The organism is Gluconobacter roseus NBRC 3990, assembly GCF_006538885.1.
Taxonomy (GTDB): Bacteria; Pseudomonadota; Alphaproteobacteria; order Acetobacterales; family Acetobacteraceae; genus Gluconobacter; species Gluconobacter roseus.
Window position 1 is genome coordinate 384,020 of sequence record NZ_BJLY01000002.1, and the last position, 18,789, is coordinate 402,808.

The following is an 18,789-nucleotide window of genomic DNA, read 5'->3' on the forward strand; positions in this document are numbered from 1 at the left end:
CCATGGCATCTCTGATTCTGATGCCGGCCCTCTCGCCGACCATGACCGAAGGGACGCTGGCCCGCTGGGTCAAGAAGGCCGGTGATACCGTTGCGGCCGGTGACGTGATTGCCGAGATCGAGACCGACAAGGCGACGATGGAAGTCGAAGCCGTGGACGAAGGCGTGATCGGCAAGACGCTGGTGGATGAGGGCACGCAGAACATCGCGGTCAATACGCCGATTGCCGTGCTTCTGGCGGACGGCGAGGATGCTTCTGCTGCCGATGATGTTGTGCGGTCTTCCGATCCGGCAGTCGGTGCGCCTGTCGCTATCGAGACACCGTCCGACCCGGCCATCACCGAAGCGCCGGAAGTGGCACAGGCCGAGGATGATCGCGACTGGGGCGAAACCAGCGAAATCACCGTTCGTCAGGCGCTGCGTGATGCCATGGCGGCCGAACTGCGTCGTGACGAGGACGTATTCCTGATCGGCGAGGAAGTGGCGCAGTATCAGGGCGCCTACAAAATCAGCCAGGGTCTGCTGGAAGAGTTTGGCGAAAAGCGCGTCATCGATACGCCGATCACCGAGCATGGCTTTACGGGCATGGCCGTTGGTGCGGCTCTCACGGGTCTGAAGCCGATCGTCGAGTTCATGACCATGAACTTCTCGCTTCAGGCCGTTGATCACATCATCAATTCCGCAGCCAAGACGCTGTACATGTCCGGCGGTCAGATGGGCTGCCCCATCGTGTTCCGTGGACCCAATGGTGCGGCGGCCCGCGTGGGCGCGCAGCATTCACAGTGCTTTGCGAGCTGGTATGCTCATATTCCGGGCCTGAAAGTCGTCGCCCCCTGGTCGGCCGCGGATGCGAAGGGGCTGCTTCGGGCGGCCATCCGTGATCCGAACCCGGTCATCGTTCTGGAAAACGAGATCCTGTACGGTCAGAAATTCCCGTGCCCGGTGGATGAAGATTTCATTCTGCCGATCGGTCGCGCAAAGATCGAGCGGGAAGGGACGGATGTAACGCTGGTGGCGTTTTCCATCATGGTCGGCGTGGCGCTGGAAGCCGCGGAAATCCTGGCGGATGAAGGCATCTCGGCCGAAGTCATTAACCTGCGCTCAATCCGTCCGCTGGACACCGAGACGATCGTGCGCAGCGTAAAGAAGACGAACCGGATCGTCTCCGTTGAGGAAGGCTGGCCGGTAGCGGGCATCGGTGCGGAAATCTGCACCGTGGCCGTCGAGCAGGCCTTTGACTGGCTCGATGCACCGCCAGCGCGTGTCTGCGGGCTCGACCTGCCGATGCCCTATGCGGCCAATCTCGAAAAACTGGCGCTTCCGAAACCTGAATGGGTTGTGGATGCCGTTCGCAAGCAGCTGCGGGACTGACAACGATGGCTACCGATATCCTGATGCCGGCGCTGTCGCCGACCATGACCGAGGGCAAACTGGCCCGCTGGCTCAAAGCCGAGGGCGATACCGTCTCCGCTGGTGACGTGATCGCCGAGATTGAGACCGACAAGGCGACCATGGAAGTGGAAGCCGTGGACGAGGGCATTCTTGGCCGCATCCTGATTCAGGAAGGCGCCGAGGGCATTCTGGTCAACACGCCGATCGCTGTCCTGGTGGAAGAGGGCGAGGCCGTTCCCGAAGCCTCTTCCACGCAGACAACAGCGGCTCCAAAGGCCGAGGCGGCGCCTGCGGAGGCGAAACCTGCTTCCGCGACGGCGAAGGCTCCGGGCGAGGACAAGGGCGAGCGAATTTTTGTCTCTCCGCTGGCCAAGCGCATGGCGCGTGAGCGGGGCATTGCCCTGGGCGCGCTGACGGGGAGCGGCCCGAATGGCCGTATTCTCAAGCGCGATGTTGAAAAAGGTCCGAACGCCCCCAAGACGGCCCCGAAAACGGCTCCTGCGGCTACTCCCGTCACGACTTCGGAAGAGACGGTCCGCCGCGTTCCGAACTCGACGATGCGCAAGGTCATCGCGCGCCGCCTGACGGAGTCCAAGACGCAGGTTCCGCATTTCTACGTCTCGGTCGATATCGAGTTGGATGCGCTGCTGGAACTGCGCTCGAAGCTGAACGCCACGGCGCAGGAAAACAGCTTCAAGATCTCCGTCAATGACATGATGATCAAGGCCGTCGCTCTGGCTCTGAAAAAGGTGCCGGGCGTGAACGTCCAGTTCACGGATGCCGAGACGCTGCATTTCGAGAACGTGGACATCTCGATGGCCGTGTCGATCCCGGATGGGCTGATTACGCCGATCATCCGCGATGCCGATCGCAAGTCCCTGCGGGAAATCAGCGTTGAAGCCAAGGATCTGGCCAAGCGCGCACGTGCCGGAAAGCTCAAGCCTGAAGAATTCCAGGGCGGGACGTTCTCCATTTCCAACATGGGCATGTTCGGCGTTCGTGAATTCGCGGCGATCATCAATCCGCCGCAGGCTGGTATCCTAGCGATTGCATCCGGCGAAAAGCGTGCCGTTGTGCGCGGTTCGGAAATCGCGGTTGCGACCGTGATGACGGCGACGCTGTCGGTCGATCATCGTGCGGTCGATGGCGCCCTTGGGGCCGAATGGCTGAATGCGTTGCGCGATATCGTGCAGAACCCTTACACTCTGGTGGTCTGAACCATGTCCGATACTTTCGATCTGATTGTTGTTGGCGGCGGCCCCGGCGGCTATGTGGCGGCCCTTCGCGCCAGCCAGCTCGGCATGAGCGTGGCACTCGTGGAAAGCACGCATTTCGGCGGTGTCTGCCTCAACTGGGGCTGCATTCCGACCAAGGCACTTCTGCGGTCTTCGGAAATCCACCATCTGCTGCATGAACTGGGCACGTTCGGACTTTCCGCGGACAACATCTCATTTGACCTGTCCAAGATCGTTGGCCGCTCGCGCAGCATCGCGCGCCGGATGGGCGGCGGCATTGCGCATCTGTTGAAGAAGGCCAAGGTCACGACGTTTGACGGTCGTGCAAAGCTGGCTGGTCGTTCTGGCGAGGCGCATCAGGTCGCCATCACCAAGGATGGCGCTGCGGTTGCCACCATCAAGGCGCCGCATGTCATCCTTGCAACGGGTGCGCGCGGCCGTCAGCTTCCGGGTCTGGAGACGGATGGCACCCTGATCTGGGGCGCACGCGAGGCCATGACGCCGAAGGAACTGCCCAAGCGGCTCCTCGTCATCGGCTCGGGCGCTATCGGCATCGAGTTCGCATCCTTCTACCGGAACATGGGCAGTGAGGTCACGATTGCCGAAGTCGCAGACCGGATCCTGATCGCCGAAGATCCGGAAATCAGTGCTGCTGCCCGCAAGGCTTTCGAGAAGCAGGGGATGAAGATCATCACCAGCGCGAAGGTCGGGCCGCTGAACAAGGGTGAAAACGAGGTCTCCACGACGATCGAAAGCCCGACGGGCAAGATCGATCTGACGGTGGATCGCGTGATCTGCGCGGTCGGTATCGTCGGCAATGTCGAGGATCTGGGGCTTGAGGGCACCAAGGTTAAGGTCGAGCGGACCCATATCGTGACGGACGGCTTCTGCCGCACCGGCGAACCGGGCATCTATGCGATCGGCGACGTCGCGGGAGCTCCGTGGCTGGCTCACAAGGCGAGCCATGAGGGTATTCTGTGCGTGGAAAAGATTGCGGGTCGTTCGCCGCAGCCGCTCCATCCGCTGAATATTCCGGGCTGCACCTATTCGCGTCCACAGATCGCCTCTGTGGGGCTCAGCGAAGAGAAGGCCATGACTGCCGGCCACAAGGTGAAGGTCGGCCGTTTCCCGTTCATTGCCAACGGCAAAGCCGTCGCAATGGGCGAGACGGATGGCATGGTCAAGACCGTGTTTGATGCAACGACCGGAGAGCTTCTGGGCGCCCACATGATCGGTGCCGAGGTTACGGAAATGATCCAGGGCTACGTCATCACCCGCACGGGCGAACTGACGGAGGCGGAACTGATCGAAACAGTCTTCCCGCATCCGACCATATCCGAGACCATGCACGAGGCAACCCTGGCGGCCTTCGACGGCCCGCTCCATATCTGAGCACTATGTCCCAGCGCATCACCATCGATCATCGCGAGGCACCTGTCCGGCATCCGGAGAAGGCGCACCGGCCTGACAACCCGATCCAGCGCAAACCGTCCTGGATCCGGGTCAAGGCGCCGAACCATCCCGTCTATCACGAGACCCGCGCGCTCATGCGGGATGCAGGGCTGGTGACAGTGTGCGAGGAAGCGGCGTGTCCCAATATCGGGGAATGCTGGTCGCAGCGTCATGCGACGATGATGATCATGGGCGAGATCTGCACCCGGGCCTGCGCATTCTGCAATGTCACGACCGGTCTGCCGAAGCATCTTGATGCGGATGAATCGCGACGTGTCGGAGAGGCCGTGGCAAAGCTTGGCCTCAGGCATGTCGTCATCACCTCCGTAGACCGCGATGATCTGGAAGATGGGGGGGCGGAGCATTTCGCACGGGTCATCCATGCGATCCGCGAGACCTCTCCGCAGACCACGATCGAGATCCTGACGCCTGATTTTCTTCGCAAGGAGGGCGCCCTGGAGGTCGTGGTGGCGGCTCGGCCGGACGTTTTCAATCACAATATCGAGACCGTACCCCGCCTTTACCCCACCATTCGACCCGGTGCGCGTTACTACCAGTCGGTCCGTCTTCTGGACGGGGTAAAGAAACTGGATCCTTCCATTTTCACCAAGTCTGGCCTGATGCTTGGGCTTGGCGAGGAGCGGATGGAGGTGTCTCAGGTCATGGATGATTTCAGGATCGCGGACGTCGATTTCCTGACTCTGGGGCAGTATCTCCAGCCTTCCGTGAAGCATGCCGCTGTCGAAAAGTTTGTTACGCCCGAAGAGTTTGACGGCTATGCTTCTGCTGCCCGTTCAAAAGGATTTCTTCAGGTCAGTGCCAGTCCGCTGACCAGGTCCTCCTACCATGCGGACAGCGACTTCGCGAAGCTTCAGGCTGCGCGGAACAGCCGTCTGAAAGAAAGTCTCTGATGCCGACACATGCCGAGCAACGGTTGATCGCCTACACGCCGGACCAGCTTTTTGATCTCGTGGCGGATGTGGAGAAGTATCCGCAGTTCCTGCCGTGGTGCGTGAAGGCCAACATCCGCACCCAGACGGAACAGGAACTGGTGGCGGATCTGACGATCGGATTTGGTCCGTTTCGTGAAACCTTTACCAGCCGCGTAACGCTGGAACGGCCATCGCGCATCCGCGTGCGCTATGAGAAGGGCCCTTTCCGTTACCTGAACAACGTCTGGACGTTCACACCCGATCCACGAGGCTGTCTGGTCGATTTCTTCGTGGATTTCGAATTCCGCTCACGGCTTCTGCAGAATGCGATGGGCGTCGTATTCAATGAAGGCGTACGCCTGATGGTCTCCGCCTTCATCAAGCGGGCACGGGACATTTACGGGACGCAGGGCACGAAGAATTCCCCTTCGACACCAAGCCTTTCCCAAAGGACGTAAAATTTCGTAGTGTTTCAAGAACCATCCGGTGCGTGAACCGTTTCAGGTCTCAAGCACCGTCATGGTGATATGAAAAGGATTACGTTATGAAAAAGATTTCTTTCGGCGCTTTCGCCCTGACTGCTCTGGTTGCAGCAGCTTCTCCCGCCATCGCGGCTGAGCACCATCACCACCACGGCAAGCATCACGACAAGATGGGTCAGCAGCACAAGACCGACGGCGAGTCCGCAACGGACGCCCTGAACGCCCGTTCGCTGCAGCAGGCCCAGACGCCGGTTTCCCCGATGGCACCGACCGCCGCCGTTCCCCCGGCAGCCCCGACGGCTGTTCCGACCGCACCGAGCCTCCAGGCTGCTCCGCCGGCTCCTCCTGCATCCACGATGCCGGCTCCGACGCAGGGCAACTGAAGCAACAGGCAGACTTCAGGTCTGTCCGAGTTTCTACGAATACGGCTTCCGTCTTTTCGGAAGCCGTTTTTTTATATCAGCTGTTCAGGACCATCCGGAGAGCCTGCTGGACGGACTGGGTGCGGATGCTGCTACGAGCACCCGTGAAATGGCATTGCGCCGTTATGACTGGTCCTGAACGGAGCGCCAGTCCGAAGCATACGGTTCCAACTGGCTTGAGATCGGTCCCGCCACCTGGGCCCGCTATGCCTGTCACTGAGACGGCGAGATCCGCATCCATCGCATGCTCAAGCGCGCCTGTCGCCATCGCCTCGGCAGTCTGGACACTGACAGCGCCGTATTGAGCCAGAATGGCCTCGGGAACACCGACTGCACTCATTTTCAGCGCATTGGAGTAGGTCACGAAACCACCTTCCAGTACGTCGGATGAGCCCGGAATGTCGCTCAGGGCAGCGCTGATCAATCCACCCGTGCAGCTTTCCACGGTCACCAGTCTGCGGCCGGACTGACGCAGATGATCCAGAACCTGCTCGGCGAGTATGCGGATCCCGTTATCCGGCACGGGTATTCCTGACACGGTAGATCATCATGCCTGCCTCGATATTTTCGATGTAAAGACGCGTCTCGCGATAAGGCAGACGCTCGATCCAGTCGAGCAGACCGTCTTCGGAGAGCGGATCTGACGGCGGGTCAGCTTTCAGCCAGAGGTCCACCCTGTGCGGACCGGCATTATACGCCGCCAGCGCATAGGGGATGACGTTCCCGAAACGCTGCAGAAGCTGTGAGACATAAGCGTTGCCCACCTTCAGGTTCGTCTGGGGATCGGTCAGGGCCGCTGCGGACACATTGATTGGCCCCATATGGGCCTTGCGCACCACATCCTTCGCCGCAGCCGGGAGAAGCTGTAACAGTCCGACCGCATGCGCTCCGCTGAGCGCATCCGGATCAAAACCGCTTTCCTGCCGGATGATAGCGGGCAGGAGGCCTTCCGGCACGGTCGAGGCGGAAGGGTAAGGATCAGGGAAGCCCTGCGGATACAGGGCAATTCCCTTGCGGGCCAAAGCGTAGGACGCAAACACTTCCGGTGCTGCCACCCCGAGACTGGCAGCGGCGTCGGCGACAGCTTTCTGCCCCTCGGGCGACGGATTGACCACTTCCAGCATCATGAGGAAATCCCGGGCATGATCGGGATCGCCCGCCTGAACAAGATCAGTGGCCGCCTCAAGCAGGTCCGGGCGATTGAGTGTTCCGGCCTGCGGTGCGGGAAGGGACTGAAGGGCCTGTAGCAGTGCATTATCGAAGGCCGGGGATGACTGCCCGCTTGTCAGAATCCCGTTATCCCCTGTCATGGCGGCAAGAGCGAGCTGTCCGGGGAAGGTTGTGGGAAACGCGGCGGCCTTGCGGAATGATGCTTCAGCCCGTTGCTGTTGGCTGGCAGCCTGCAGGGCGCGGCCTGTCCAGTAATAGCCGCGGGCCTGCATCTGGAGCGAGGTCGCGTTTTGCAGAGGCTCAAAGAATTTCTGCGCGCGGGCCGGGGCCTGAAGCTCCCTCAGGGCGATGATCCCGCTCAGCAGCGCGGCTTCCTGACGGTCCGTCGTGTCGGGAGCAAGCGTAGTATCGTCTGCGAGCTCCGCAGCTTCTTTTGGGCGTCCCGCCAGCAACAGGGCCCGGGCGAGACTGATGCGTTCGGACGACCAGTCATGCGAAGGATTGGCCTGCTGGAGGGATGCGCCCTGTGCAGACCACAGGGCAAATGCTTCATCCAGTCGGTCTCCGCGGCGAAGGGCACGCAGGCGGTAACGAATCAGGGTCGGGTCGGATTGCAGATTGGCGGGCAGGGACGCAAAGCGCGAATCGGCATCGGGCGAAGCCAGACGTTCGGCCAGACGCGCCTGGGCCAGAGGCAGCTGATCCGCAGGCAGACGCTCAATCTGGCGGGATGCGGCAGAGAACTGCCCCCGCAGTTCCAGCGCTTCATAGCGGGTCCACTGATCAGCATCCGTGAAAACCTGACCGAAACGCTGGAGCAGAACCTGTTCTTCCGCAGCGGTCAGGGCATTGCCCGACAGCCAGAGACGGCGCGCGATTGAGGCGGCGTCCGGCAGATGGTCCATGCAGGTACTGAACGCCGCAGGCAGCGTGAGAGGATATAACGGACAAAGTGTGTTCAGGATCTGCGGATCGGATGTGCGGGATAGCACGTTTTGATACCGCCACAGCATCCGGGCTCTCTGCGGCCATTGGGGTGTCTGGCGAAGAAAATCCGCATAGCGCTGTGCCGTAAGGCCCGTACCACCCGGCCCGACTAGGACCAGCCATTCCGCCAGCCGATCCCGCACGGGTGGGGCAGGCGGGGCTGACGGTGTAGCGGCGAGGCCTGAGGACGCCGCAAGAAGCGCCGTCAGGCCGGTCAGGAGGGCTTTCTTATGTCGGAAGAACATGATGCCAGACCTCTCCGCCACCGCGGATGATAAGTTCGATTGCGACCCCCAGAACCACCAGCAGACCGATCCATGCGATCCAGCTGTAACGGGCCAGAAGATTGGCGATGACAGATGCCGCAAGCCCCATCAGCAGGACCGAGAGCACAAGCCCCGAAACAAGAATCCACGGATGCCCGACTGCGGCACCGGCAACAGCCAGCACATTATCAAGGCTCATGGACAGATCGGCCACCACAATCCGGAGCACGGCGGGGCCAAGGCGCGGCGGAGCGGGTTCGACGTCCTCGTGGTGCTCGCCAACACGAAGTTCACGGTACATTTTCCAGCAGACCCACAGCAGCAGAAAACCACCGGCCAGCGTCAGCCCCACCACGGAAAGGAGCGTTGTTGCCAGCAGGGCCAGGCCAACACGCAGGATGGCTGCAAAACCCGTTCCGAACAGGATGGCCAGACGGCGCTGCCGCCCTTCGAGATTGCGGACGGCCATCCCGATCACGACGGCATTGTCGCCGGCGAGGGTGATGTCGATCAGGGTGATCTGGCCGAGGGCGATCAGGGCATGAAGCAGAGAGTCAGGGGCCAAGGTGTCATTCTTCCGAAAAGGGGTCCGTGCAATATCTTCGTATTTGGTCTAAGCAGCCTCCGTAAAGACCCACCCCGCATCCGGAGTTCCCATGGTACCCCGTTACAGCCGTCCGCAGATGACTGCCATCTGGTCTCCCGCCAACCGTTTTCGCATCTGGTTCGAGATCGAAGCCCTTGCCTGCGAAGCCATGGCGAAACGGGGTGACATTCCCGCCGAATCAGCAAAGACCATCCGCGAGAAGGGCGACGCCGCCATGGCCGCGTTCTCCGATGCGGATCTGGCCCGCATCGACGAGATCGAAGCCGAAACGCGCCATGACGTCATCGCGTTCCTGACCTGGCTTGCGGAAAAGGTCGGTCCCGACAGCCGTTTCGTCCATCTGGGCATGACGTCTTCGGACGTGCTGGATACCTGCCTGTCCGTCCAGATGACGCAGGCCGCCGATCTGCTGCTGGAAGATCTGGATCGCGTTCTCGCTGCGCTGAAGGCTCGCGCCTACGAGCACCGCAACACGGTCACGATCGGCCGCAGCCATGCCATCCATGCCGAGCCGACCAGCTTTGGCCTGAAGATCGCCGGACACTACGCCGAATTCGCCCGCAACCGCGAGCGCCTCATTCAGGCTCGCAAGGAAATCGCGGTCTGTGCCATCTCCGGCGCTGTCGGCACCTATGCCCATATCGATCCGGAGATCGAGGAATATGTGGCGGACAAGCTGGGTCTGGCTGTCGAGAGCGTGTCCACGCAGGTCATTCCGCGTGACCGTCATGCCGCGTTCTTCTGCACGCTCGGCGTGATCGCCAGCGGCATCGAGCGTCTGGCCGTCGAAGTCCGTCATCTGCAGCGTTCGGAAGTCCGGGAAGCGGAAGAGTTCTTCCACAAGGGACAGAAGGGCAGCTCGGCAATGCCGCACAAGCGCAACCCTGTCCTGTCGGAGAACCTGACGGGTCTGGCGCGCCTGATCCGCTCGCATGTCATTCCGGCGCTGGAAAACGTCGCGCTGTGGCATGAGCGGGACATCAGCCACTCCGCCGTCGAGCGCAACATCTGCCCCGATGCGACGATCGGTCTGGATTTTGCGCTGATCCGTCTGGCCGGAATGATGGAAAAGCTGGTCGTCTATCCCGAGCAGATGATCGCCAACATGGAGAGCCTCGGCGGCGTCGTCCATTCCGGCGAAGTACTGCTGACACTGGCCCGTGCGGGCATTTCGCGCGAGGACGCCTACCGTATCGTGCAGCGTAATGCCATGGAAACATGGACGAAGCTGGGCAAGCTGGGCTTCAAAACCTTCCGCGAAAACCTTGAGGCCGATCCGGAAGTCTCCGGTCGTGTCAGCAAGGATATTCTCGATCAGGCGTTCGATCCGGCTCAGCATCTGCGCGCCGTGGATCGTATCTTCGCCCGTATCTTTGACTGAGAGGTCTGCGGGGCGTGGATTTCCTGCGCCCCGCACACTCGCAGTTCCGGTTCCGCAATGCTATGGAACCACAATTCGTCGCTGCTCCAGCCGTCCGCATTTCCTGTCAGGACGGCGCAACGCTAAGGATTGCTCATGGCTCGCCGCCGCCAGCTCTATGAGGGCAAAGCCAAGGTTCTTTTTGAAGGCCCAGAACCCGGCACACTCGTTCAGTACTTCAAGGATGACGCCACCGCCGGAAACGGCGCGAAGAGCGGCATCATCACCGGGAAGGGCGTGCTGAACAACCGCATCAGTGAATACCTGATGCTCAAGCTGCACGAGATCAACATCCCGACCCACTTCATCCGCCGACTGAACATGCGCGAGCAGCTCATCCGCGAAGTGGAGATCATTCCGCTTGAAGTCGTGGTACGCAATGTGGCGGCGGGCTCTCTGGCCAAGCGGCTTGGCATCCCCGAGGGGACGCGCCTGCCGCGCACGATCATCGAGTACTATTACAAGAACGATGCGCTCGGCGATCCGATGGTCTCTGAAGAGCACATCGCCGCCTTCAACTGGGCCGCGCCGCAGGACATGGACGACATGAACCAGCTGGCGCTCCGGACGAACGATTTCCTGATGGGAATGTTCACGGCCGTTGGCATCACGCTTGTCGATTTCAAGCTGGAATTTGGGCGGATCTGGGAAGGCGAGGAGATGCGCATCCTTCTGGCGGACGAGATTTCGCCGGATAACTGTCGTCTGTGGGATTCCAAGACGAACGAAAAAATGGACAAGGATCGCTTCCGCCGTGACATGGGTCGCGTCGAGGAAGCATATCAGGAAGTGGCAAAGCGTCTCGGGATCCTGCCCGAGTCCGGGAATGGTGACCTCAAGGGTCCGGAGGCAGTTCAGTGAAAATCCGTGTTTTTGTTTCCCTGAAAGACGGCGTTCTCGATCCGCAGGGCAAGGCCGTGGGCCATGCTCTCGAAACCCTCGGCTTCAAGGGCCTGGGCGAAGTCCGCATCAACCGCGTCGTCGAGCTTGAAGTTCCAGCCGACAATGCCGCCGATGCACTGGCGCAGGGTGAAGCCATGGCGCGCGCTCTGCTGGCCAATGAAGTCATTGAAGATTTCAGCGTCGAGGTGGCAGCATGACCCGGCTTTCCACGATGTTCCTGCTGGCCGGTCTCGTGGCCGCGCCGGCTCTCGTTGCAGCCCCGGCTCACGCGCAGCGTGTCTCCAAGGTTTCGGGCAAGGCTCTGGGCCAGATGTGCTCCAGCAAGTCGTCCATCGGCATGTGTGATGCCTATCTGTCCGGTCTGATGGACGGTGAGGCCTGGGCCAAGAAGTACGACAGCTTCGCGCATGATGAATCCGCTCCGGTAGCGTTCTGCGTTCCGGCCCAGCAGACTGCACCGCAGGTGCGTGGTCTGGTCGTGGCCTGGCTGCATGCGCATAACGATGCCCTGACGGAACCGGCAGGCAAGGCCGTCTATCGCGCCCTGCATGACACCTATCCGTGCCATGCCTCCGCTCCCGCGGAGGGCCAGAAATGAAGGCAGGTATCGTCGTATTTCCCGGCACGAACCGGGAGCGCGACATGGTCCATGCCCTGAAGCTGGTTACGGGGCAGGCGCCGCGTCTGATCTGGCACGGGGAGGCCTCTCTGGGGGATCTGGACCTCGTGGTGCTGCCGGGTGGGTTCAGCTTCGGGGATTATCTGCGCAGTGGTGCCATGGCCGCCCACTCGCCGATCATGCGTGACGTCAAGGCGTTCGCAGGCAAGGGCGGTCATGTTCTGGGCGTCTGCAACGGCTTCCAGATCCTGACGGAATCCCATCTGCTGCCGGGTGCGCTTCTGCGTAATGCGGGTCTGCGCTTCCTGTCGCAGGACTGCCACCTGAAGGTCGAGAACGCGTCTTCGCCCTATACGCAGGGCTGGACGCGCGGCGACGTGTTCCGTGCGCCACTCGCCCATGGTGACGGCAACTACACAGCCTCGCCCGAGACGCTGAAGCGCCTTGAAGGCGAGGGCCGCGTGGCGTTCCGCTATTGCGGTGCGGACGGCACGGTTTCGGACGATGACCGGACGACCAACCCCAACGGGAGCACGCGCTCCATCGCCGGTATCCTGAGCGAGAATGGCCGTGTCTGTGGCCTGATGCCGCACCCGGAGAACCTGACTGACCCCGAAATTGGCGCAACCGACGGCGTGCCGCTTTTCAAAGGCCTTGTGGAGGCTCTTGTCGGATGAGTGTGACGATTGATGCCCAGCTTGCCCAGTCTTTCGGACTGACCGGCGAGGAATACGACAAGCTTGTCACGATCATGGGACGGACGCCGAGCTTTACGGAGCTCGGGATTTTCTCCGTCATGTGGTCCGAGCACTGCTCCTACAAATCGTCCCGCATCCATCTCAAGACGCTGCCGACCAAGGCGCCGTGGGTCATCCATGGTCCGGGCGAAAACGCAGGTGTCGTGGATATCGGCGAGGGTCTGGCCGCCGTCTTCAAGATGGAGAGCCACAACCACCCGTCCTTCATCGAGCCTTATCAGGGGGCGGCGACGGGCGTGGGCGGCATCCTGCGTGACGTGTTCACGATGGGCGCGCGTCCGGTTGCGAACCTCAATGCCCTGCGTTTCGGCGATCCGAAACATGCGGGAACGCGTCGCATCGTCGATGGCGTTGTCCGTGGCGTGGGCGGTTATGGCAACTGCGTTGGTGTTCCGACCGTGGGGGGTGAGGTCAACTTCCACAAGGCGTATGACGGCAATCCGCTCGTCAATGCCATGACGGTGGGTGTGGCCAAGCAGGACAAGATCTTCCTGTCCGCTGCGGCTGGCGTGGGCAATCCGGTCGTGTATGTCGGCTCCAAGACGGGGCGTGACGGCATTCATGGCGCGACCATGTCTTCGGCGGAGTTCGACGAGGAAGCCGCATCCAAGCGTCCGACCGTTCAGGTTGGCGATCCGTTCATCGAGAAGCTGCTGATCGAAGCCTGCCTTGAACTGATGGCAACGGATGCGATCGTCGCCATTCAGGATATGGGTGCTGCGGGTCTGACGTCTTCTGCCGTTGAAATGGCGGGCAAGGGGGGCGTGGGTATCGAGCTCAATCTCGATGCCGTTCCACAGCGCGAGCCGAACATGTCGGCTTACGAGATGATGCTGTCCGAGAGCCAGGAGCGCATGCTCATGGTCCTCAAGCCCGAGCGGACCGAAGTCGCCCGCGCGATCTTCGCGAAGTGGGAGCTGGATTTTGCCGTCATTGGTGAACTGACCGATACGGGGCGCATCACGATCCGCCACAAGGGCGAAGTCGAGGCTGATATTCCGCTGACCCCGCTGGCAGATGAGGCTCCGGTCTATAACCGTCCGACTGTGCCTCTGACAGCACCGGCGCGGATCGAGACCCCCGCTGATCCGGAAGGGATCGAGAAGGCGCTTCTGACGCTGATCGGTTGCCCGGATCTGGCGTCCCGCGCCTGGGTCTGGAACCAGTATGACGGTTCGGTTGGTGGCAATACGGCCCGTCGTCCGGGTGCGGCCGATGCGGCTGTTGTGCGCGTTGAAGGCACGCGTCTGGGCCTGGCCCTGACGACGGACTGCACGCCGCGCTACTGCCAGGCTGATCCGAAGACGGGTGGTGCACAGGCTGTAGCCGAAGCATGGCGCAACATCACGGCAACGGGCGCAACCCCGCTGGCCGTGACGGACAACCTGAACTTCGGTAATCCGGAACGTCCGGAAATCATGGCGCAGTTTGCCGATGCCATCAAAGGCATGGGCGATGCCTGCCGTGCGCTCGACTTCCCGGTCGTGAGCGGCAACGTCTCGCTGTATAACGAGACGCGCTCACCGTCTGGCGAGGCACAGGCGATCCTGCCGACACCGGCCATCGGTGCACTTGGTGTGCTGGCCGATGCGTCCAAGTCCATCGGGCTTGCGATGCCGGATGCCCATGATCTGGTGCTGGTTGGCTCCATCCGCGGCGAACTCGGGCAGTCGCTGTGGCTACGCGAAATCTGCCAGCGTGAAGACGGTGCGCCGCCGGTGGTCGATCTTGCGGTCGAGCGTCGCAATGGTGACTTCGTGCGCAGCCAGATCACAGCGGGTACGGTTGCGGCCTGTCATGACATTGCCGATGGTGGTCTGCTGGTGACGGTGGCGGAAATGGTGATGGCGAGCGGCGTTGGCTGCACGCTGGAAGCCGCTCCCGCAGGTGTTGCGGCGCATGCTTTCTGGTTCGGTGAGGACCAGGGCTGCTACGTTATTGCAACTTCCGATGGCGCAGCCCTTGTCGCAGCGGCGGAGAAGGCCAACGTTCCGGCAATGCGCCTGGGACGTTCGGGTGGCACCGATTTGGAGCTTCCGGGCACTGTCCGCGTCAGTGCCGAGCGTCTCCGGGAGATCAATGCCGCATTCTTCCCGCGGTTCATGGGTGAGGGGGCCTGATTTTCATGCCGATGGCAGCTTCTGAAATCGAACGCACGATCCTTGCCGCCATTCCCGATGCCCGGATCGAGATCGAGGATCTCGCCGGAGATGGGGATCACTATGCCTGCACGGTCACGAGTGAGGCCTTCCGTGGTCTTTCTCGTGTGCGGCAGCACAAACTGGTCTATGATGCTTTCGGAACCCGCATGGGCACTGAACTGCATGCGATGGCCCTCAAGACGCTCACCCCTTAAGAGCCGGGGCTGACGTCCTTTTTTCCAGACGAGCACTGAGACAGCAGGCGCGGATTTTTCGTCCGCCCTGCCGAAACAAGGAAAATCCAATGTCCGAAACCGTGTTCCAGCATATCCAGAACCTGATCGACGCCAATCCGGTCATGCTGTTCATGAAGGGTGACAAGCTCTTCCCGCAGTGCGGCTTTTCTGCCCGCGTAGTGCAGATCCTCACGCATCTCGGCGTTCCGTTCGAGACCTGCAACATCCTTGAGAGCGCCGAACTGCGTCAGGGCATCAAGGATTTCTCCCAGTGGCCGACCGTGCCGCAGCTCTACATCAAGGGCGAGTTCGTCGGCGGCTGCGATATCGTGACCGACATGTACCAGAGCGGCGAGCTTGAGACTCTTCTGGCCGACAAGGGTATCACGACGGCCAACGCCTGATTTGGGCATTGTCATGACGAGAAGCGCTGAATTCAGCGTTTTTTAAGCATTACTCCTGCCACATTTCAGCCATGAAGCGGCGAAAAGTGGCAGGACCTTGATTTTTTCGGAAACTTTCCCAACAGGGGTTGTCGAACCCCGAGTTCAGCGCATAGGCTGGTTCCATCAGAACGGGATGGGACGAACGTCAATGGCGCGTAACTGGGTCGGCAGAATTGCTCTTGGGATCATGGGTGTCGGTATCTGCATGGGAGCTGGCAAGGCTCATGCCCGTCCGGCCATTACCGATTACGAAGCCAGCAAGCTGACCTTCGACGCACTGACCGCAACGCCGGTTTATCACCGCGTTGTTTTTCATCACGCTCTCGCACATCGCACGACGACGCATCATACGGCTCTTGCCTGGAATAACTCCCACGCTGTTGTCCGTAACGTCGCCTATCGTCCGCATGCTGTCGCTCATGCGCGCGTTGCAGTCGCATCCGCGCACCGTCACGCCCGCGTTCGCCGGACCTGATCCTTCAGAACTGGCGTAGCGCATCCTGAATGCGTCGCGCCTGACCTGACGGGTCAACAACGATCAGATCAAACCGGGTGCTGGGCCTGTTCCACTCCGGTTTTGTCAGCAGGATATAGTTGAAGGCTTCCATCAGCCTTTGAGACTGTCTGGCTGTCAGGCATGACGCACTTTCCCGCAGGCTGCGTCTCTGCTTGACCTCAACGGCAATCAGCCATTCAGAATCTGCCGCCAGAAGATCGAGTTCGCCATAAGGCGTTCGTAGTCTCTGTGCGAGAATTGTCAGCCCGCGCTCCTCAAGGAGGCGGGCTGCAATGTTTTCAGCATTCAGTCCCGTGTAATAGGACTGAACGCCGCGTATCTGCCGGTTTTTCAGCGTTCGTCCCGCAGGAGACGGGCTGCATCCAGAGCGAAATAGGTAAGGATGCCGTTACAGCCTGCGCGCTTGAAGGCGATCAGGCTCTCCATGATCGTGCGGTCCCGATCAAGCCAGCCGTTCTGGATGGCCCCCATCAGCATCGCGTATTCACCCGACACCTGATAGGCGAAGGTTGGCACTTCGAAGCGCTCACGGACACGGCGGATGATATCGAGATACGGCATGCCCGGCTTGACCATGATCATGTCCGCACCTTCACGCAGATCCTGCTCGACTTCGCGCATGGCTTCGTCGGAATTGGCAGGGTCCATCTGGTAGGTCTTCTTGTCTCCGCTGAGGAGATCGCCGGACCCCAGCGCATCACGGAACGGACCGTAAAATGCGGAGGCATACTTGGCCGTGTAGGCCATGATGCGCGTCGTATCGTAACCGTTGCCGTCGAGCGTTTCGCGGATGGCCTTGACGCGGCCGTCCATCATATCGGACGGGGCAATGATATCGTTGCCGGCACGGGCCTGATTGAGGGCCTGCTGGCGCAGGATCTCGACGGAGGCGTCGTTGAGGATACGGCCGTTCTCGATCACGCCGTCATGACCATGATCGGTATACGGGTCCAGCGCCACATCGCCGATAATACCCAGATCAGGGAAGGCATCCTTGATGGTGCGCGAGGCACGGCACATCAGGTTGTCCGGATTGAGGGCTTCGCTGCCTGTGGCATCGCGGACGCTCATGGGCGTCACCGGGAAAATGGCAACGGCCGGGACACCAAGGTCCACGGCCTGCCGGACGTGTTCAACGACATTGTCCACGCTGACACGTTCGGCGCCTGGCATGGAGTCAACCTTCTGGCGCTGGTTTTCGCCTTCGCAGACAAAGATCGGCCAGATCAGGTTGTCGACATGCAGGCGATGTTCCTGCACCAGACGGCGGGTGAAAGCATCGTGGCGATTACGCCGCGGACGGGAGAGGGGGTATGCTGCATTGCTCATACCCCCGATCATGCTCCTAACTTTCGCGTCTGCAAAGTCGACTGTTGCGGATGCCGTAAGCAAAATAAACGGCAAGTCCAATGGCAAGCCAGACAACAAGCCGGATCCAGGTCAGCCTGTCGAGCGATACCATTACCGCACCGCAGGACAGAATGCCGAGTACAGGAACAAGCAGACCACCCGGAACGCGGAACTGTCGCGGCGCATCAGGATATCTGGCGCGCAGCACAGGGACACCGATGCAAACGATAATGAAGGCAAGCAGGGTGCCGATGGACGTCATGTTGCCGAGCTGACCAATCGGAAGCACCGCGGCAAGCCCGCTGGTCAGCGCTGCGAACATCAGATGGGACGTCCAGGGCGTGTGGGTGCGGGCATTGAGCTTCGAGAAGACGGGCGGCAGCAGACCATCATGGGACATGATGAGGAAGACGCGTGCCTGCCCCATCAGCAGCCCGAACAGGACGGAGATGTAACCAGCCGTGATGCCGAGTTTTACTAGACTGGCCAGCCAGGGCATGCCGGCGACATCGATGGCCGTGGCAACCGGGCTCGGGTCATTGGCCATGGCGCGGTAATCGACCACGCCCGTCAGGACCATCGAGAACACGGCATAGACCACGGAGCAGACGAGCAGGCTTCCCAGAATACCAATCGGGATGTCGCGCGCCGGGTTGCGACTGTCCTGTGCCGTGGTGGAGACGATGTCGAAGCCCAGATAGGCGAAGAATGCCATTCCAGCAGCCCGCATGACGCCGGATATGCCGAACTGTCCGAATGTGCCGGTATTCTGCGGGATGAAGGGATGGTAGTGCTCAAAGCTGATATGGGGCGCGCAGGCCGCGATCACGGCGACGATGACGGCGAGTTTGATACAGACGACGATCGTATTGATGGTCGTGGATTCACTCACGCCCCGCATGAGCAGGGCCGTGACACCCCAAAGCGCGCAGACAGCCGGAAGGTTGAACCAGGCCGAGGCCATGCTTCCATCCGGCATCGTGACAGGCGTCATTGGCGTTGCCAGCAGGCGCGGATCAATATGGAGGCCCCAGCCCCCGAGAAGAGACGCAAGATAGCCCGACCAGCTGGACGCAACGGCAGCGGCACCCACGGTATATTCCAGCACGAGGTCCCAGCCGATGATCCACGCGATCAGCTCGCCCATCGAGGCATAGGCGTAGGAATAGGCTGAACCGCCTGAGGGGATCATGCTGGCGAGCTCGCCGTAACACAGTCCCGCAAAGCCGCAGGCCACCGCTGCGATGACGAAAGAGAGGGTCACGGCCGGGCCGGCATTCTGGCCGGCGGCGACGCCCGTGAGAGAAAAAAGGCCAGCACCGATCGTCACACCGACGCCCAAGGCAACGAGCTGCCACGGGCCGAGGACACGCTTGAGGCCAGTCTGGCTGTCAGCTGCGGAAGATACGGGTTTGGTCCGCCAGAGCGGAGTGGTCATGAAGGATCCTCGTTTGA

21 protein-coding genes are annotated in these 18,789 nt (G+C 61.2%); 15 read left to right on the plus strand and 6 right to left on the minus strand.

The window, feature by feature from the left end; genetic code table 11:
* The first annotated feature begins 2 nt into the window (after window positions 1-2).
* The 6 genes from GRO01_RS05705 (at window position 3) to GRO01_RS05730 (ending at window position 5,875) form a co-directional block, all read left to right on the plus strand.
* Window positions 3-1,370, plus strand: a complete 1,368-nt coding sequence (locus GRO01_RS05705) for a pyruvate dehydrogenase complex E1 component subunit beta (protein WP_062510448.1) — start codon at window positions 3-5, stop codon at window positions 1,368-1,370.
* A 5-nt stretch (window positions 1,371-1,375) separates the two neighbouring features.
* Complete coding sequence (locus GRO01_RS05710; RefSeq protein WP_062510447.1) at window positions 1,376-2,608, plus strand: pyruvate dehydrogenase complex dihydrolipoamide acetyltransferase; 1,233 nt, start codon at window positions 1,376-1,378, stop codon at window positions 2,606-2,608.
* Window positions 2,609-2,611: 3 nt separating this feature from the next.
* Window positions 2,612-4,018 (plus strand): dihydrolipoyl dehydrogenase, encoded by a 1,407-nt coding sequence (lpdA, locus tag GRO01_RS05715; RefSeq protein ID WP_062510446.1) that lies wholly within the window; start codon window positions 2,612-2,614, stop codon window positions 4,016-4,018.
* Between the two features lie 5 nt (window positions 4,019-4,023).
* Window positions 4,024-4,989: a lipoyl synthase gene (lipA, locus tag GRO01_RS05720; RefSeq protein ID WP_062510445.1), complete on the plus strand. Its 966-nt coding sequence runs from the start codon at window positions 4,024-4,026 to the stop codon at window positions 4,987-4,989.
* Complete coding sequence (locus GRO01_RS05725) at window positions 4,989-5,468, plus strand: type II toxin-antitoxin system RatA family toxin (protein ID WP_062510443.1); 480 nt, start codon at window positions 4,989-4,991, stop codon at window positions 5,466-5,468. Before lipA ends, GRO01_RS05725 begins: the two co-directional genes overlap by 1 nt.
* An 86-nt stretch (window positions 5,469-5,554) precedes the next feature.
* Window positions 5,555-5,875, plus strand: coding sequence for a hypothetical protein (locus tag GRO01_RS05730; protein ID WP_062510441.1), 321 nt, complete (start codon window positions 5,555-5,557; stop codon window positions 5,873-5,875).
* A 76-nt stretch (window positions 5,876-5,951) separates the two neighbouring features.
* Here the strand turns inward: GRO01_RS05730 and GRO01_RS05735 are convergent, their stop codons facing one another.
* From GRO01_RS05735 to GRO01_RS05745, 3 genes are read right to left on the minus strand one after another with little or no spacing between them, the layout of a single operon-like run.
* Window positions 5,952-6,452 carry a CinA family protein gene (locus GRO01_RS05735; RefSeq protein WP_062510438.1) on the minus strand — a complete coding sequence of 167 codons (501 nt, stop codon included), beginning with the start codon at window positions 6,450-6,452 and terminating at the stop codon, window positions 5,952-5,954.
* Complete coding sequence (locus tag GRO01_RS05740; protein ID WP_083541398.1) at window positions 6,427-8,316, minus strand: transglycosylase SLT domain-containing protein; 1,890 nt, start codon at window positions 8,314-8,316, stop codon at window positions 6,427-6,429. The genes GRO01_RS05735 and GRO01_RS05740 overlap by 26 nt, the downstream gene beginning before the upstream one ends.
* Window positions 8,300-8,902 carry a YjbE family putative metal transport protein gene (locus tag GRO01_RS05745; protein ID WP_062510436.1) on the minus strand — a complete coding sequence of 201 codons (603 nt, stop codon included), beginning with the start codon at window positions 8,900-8,902 and terminating at the stop codon, window positions 8,300-8,302. The genes GRO01_RS05740 and GRO01_RS05745 overlap by 17 nt, the downstream gene beginning before the upstream one ends.
* A gap of 91 nt (window positions 8,903-8,993) precedes the next feature.
* Between GRO01_RS05745 and purB the strand changes: the two genes are divergently transcribed.
* The 9 genes from purB to GRO01_RS05790 all read left to right on the plus strand — a co-directional run bounded on the left by purB (window position 8,994) and on the right by GRO01_RS05790 (window position 15,942).
* A complete protein-coding gene (gene purB, locus GRO01_RS05750; RefSeq protein ID WP_062510435.1) occupies window positions 8,994-10,325 on the plus strand; it encodes an adenylosuccinate lyase in 1,332 nt (443 codons plus the stop codon).
* 135 nt (window positions 10,326-10,460) lie between these two features.
* Complete coding sequence (gene purC / locus GRO01_RS05755) at window positions 10,461-11,225, plus strand: phosphoribosylaminoimidazolesuccinocarboxamide synthase (RefSeq protein ID WP_062497937.1); 765 nt, start codon at window positions 10,461-10,463, stop codon at window positions 11,223-11,225.
* The gene (purS, locus tag GRO01_RS05760) at window positions 11,222-11,464 is read left to right on the plus strand and encodes a phosphoribosylformylglycinamidine synthase subunit PurS (RefSeq protein ID WP_062448244.1); all 243 of its coding nucleotides are present in this window, start codon (window positions 11,222-11,224) and stop codon (window positions 11,462-11,464) included. The genes purC and purS overlap by 4 nt, the downstream gene beginning before the upstream one ends.
* Window positions 11,461-11,865: a Rap1a/Tai family immunity protein gene (locus GRO01_RS05765; protein ID WP_062448247.1), complete on the plus strand. Its 405-nt coding sequence runs from the start codon at window positions 11,461-11,463 to the stop codon at window positions 11,863-11,865. The genes purS and GRO01_RS05765 overlap by 4 nt, the downstream gene beginning before the upstream one ends.
* Complete coding sequence (gene purQ / locus GRO01_RS05770) at window positions 11,862-12,563, plus strand: phosphoribosylformylglycinamidine synthase subunit PurQ (protein ID WP_062510433.1); 702 nt, start codon at window positions 11,862-11,864, stop codon at window positions 12,561-12,563. Before GRO01_RS05765 ends, purQ begins: the two co-directional genes overlap by 4 nt.
* Window positions 12,560-14,764: a phosphoribosylformylglycinamidine synthase subunit PurL gene (gene purL, locus GRO01_RS05775; RefSeq protein ID WP_062510431.1), complete on the plus strand. Its 2,205-nt coding sequence runs from the start codon at window positions 12,560-12,562 to the stop codon at window positions 14,762-14,764. The genes purQ and purL overlap by 4 nt, the downstream gene beginning before the upstream one ends.
* Before the next feature lie 5 nt (window positions 14,765-14,769).
* Window positions 14,770-15,000, plus strand: coding sequence for a BolA/IbaG family iron-sulfur metabolism protein (locus GRO01_RS05780; protein ID WP_011253808.1), 231 nt, complete (start codon window positions 14,770-14,772; stop codon window positions 14,998-15,000).
* An 89-nt stretch (window positions 15,001-15,089) separates the two neighbouring features.
* Window positions 15,090-15,425, plus strand: a complete 336-nt coding sequence (grxD, locus tag GRO01_RS05785) for a Grx4 family monothiol glutaredoxin (protein ID WP_062510429.1) — start codon at window positions 15,090-15,092, stop codon at window positions 15,423-15,425.
* A 175-nt stretch (window positions 15,426-15,600) separates the two neighbouring features.
* Window positions 15,601-15,942 carry a hypothetical protein gene (locus tag GRO01_RS05790; protein WP_244926371.1) on the plus strand — a complete coding sequence of 114 codons (342 nt, stop codon included), beginning with the start codon at window positions 15,601-15,603 and terminating at the stop codon, window positions 15,940-15,942.
* A 4-nt stretch (window positions 15,943-15,946) separates the two neighbouring features.
* Here GRO01_RS05790 and GRO01_RS05795 read toward each other — a convergent pair whose 3' ends face one another.
* From GRO01_RS05795 to GRO01_RS05805, 3 genes are read right to left on the minus strand one after another with little or no spacing between them, the layout of a single operon-like run.
* Complete coding sequence (locus GRO01_RS05795; protein ID WP_306414169.1) at window positions 15,947-16,318, minus strand: YraN family protein; 372 nt, start codon at window positions 16,316-16,318, stop codon at window positions 15,947-15,949.
* On the minus strand, window positions 16,315-17,313 hold the full coding sequence (hemB, locus tag GRO01_RS05800) for a porphobilinogen synthase (protein WP_062510614.1): 999 nt from the start codon (window positions 17,311-17,313) through the stop codon (window positions 16,315-16,317). Before hemB ends, GRO01_RS05795 begins: the two co-directional genes overlap by 4 nt.
* 16 nt (window positions 17,314-17,329) lie before the next feature.
* Window positions 17,330-18,772: an APC family permease gene (locus GRO01_RS05805; protein WP_062510422.1), complete on the minus strand. Its 1,443-nt coding sequence runs from the start codon at window positions 18,770-18,772 to the stop codon at window positions 17,330-17,332.
* Window positions 18,773-18,789 lie beyond the last annotated feature (17 nt).